The organism is Pseudoalteromonas sp. SR41-1, from assembly GCF_014164015.1.
Taxonomy (GTDB): domain Bacteria; phylum Pseudomonadota; class Gammaproteobacteria; order Enterobacterales; family Alteromonadaceae; genus Pseudoalteromonas; species Pseudoalteromonas distincta.
The window spans coordinates 1-503 of sequence record NZ_JACJEK010000056.1 but is presented as its reverse complement, the minus strand read 5'-3'; the positions used below and the strand labels follow the sequence as shown (position 1 = coordinate 503).

Sequence of the window (503 nt, the reverse complement as noted above, 5' to 3'; positions counted from 1 at the left end):
AATGGTACAAGCGATGCGGCAGATAACACCACCATTAGCTTAACGTTTGAAGACAGTGCAGGGAATATTACGACTGTTGATACGACCGTAACGGGTGGAGTATGGAGTGTCGATGCACCAACTGATTTAGCCGAAGGCGAATATACTGTCACCGCACAGGTAGACGATGGCCTAGGTAATATCGGCAGCGCCACCGAGACAGGTCAGATAGACCTTACTGGTCCGAGCCTTGTTATTACCGACAACGGTGTAGGGAACGACACCACGCCAACGATTGCAGGTACCAGCGATGCACCGCAAGGCAGTGAAGTAACGATTGTTGTCACCGACAGCAGCGGCGCAGCGCAAACCATGAGTGCCACCGTGCTTGCTAATGGTACGTGGTCAATCCCTGTACCGGTAGCACTTGCAGAAGGTACATACACCGTAAGCGCGAGTGTTGAAGATACCGCAGGCAACGACACCACCGCAACAGGCGCAGGTGAAATAGATACCACTGCACC

General features: G+C 52.9%; 1 protein-coding gene. It reads left to right on the top strand.

Annotation, left to right across the window (positions count from 1 at the left end; genetic code table 11):
* Positions 1-503, top strand: a 503-nt coding sequence (locus H5118_RS20970; RefSeq protein WP_182750001.1) for an Ig-like domain-containing protein, incomplete at both ends; no start/stop codon positions are given.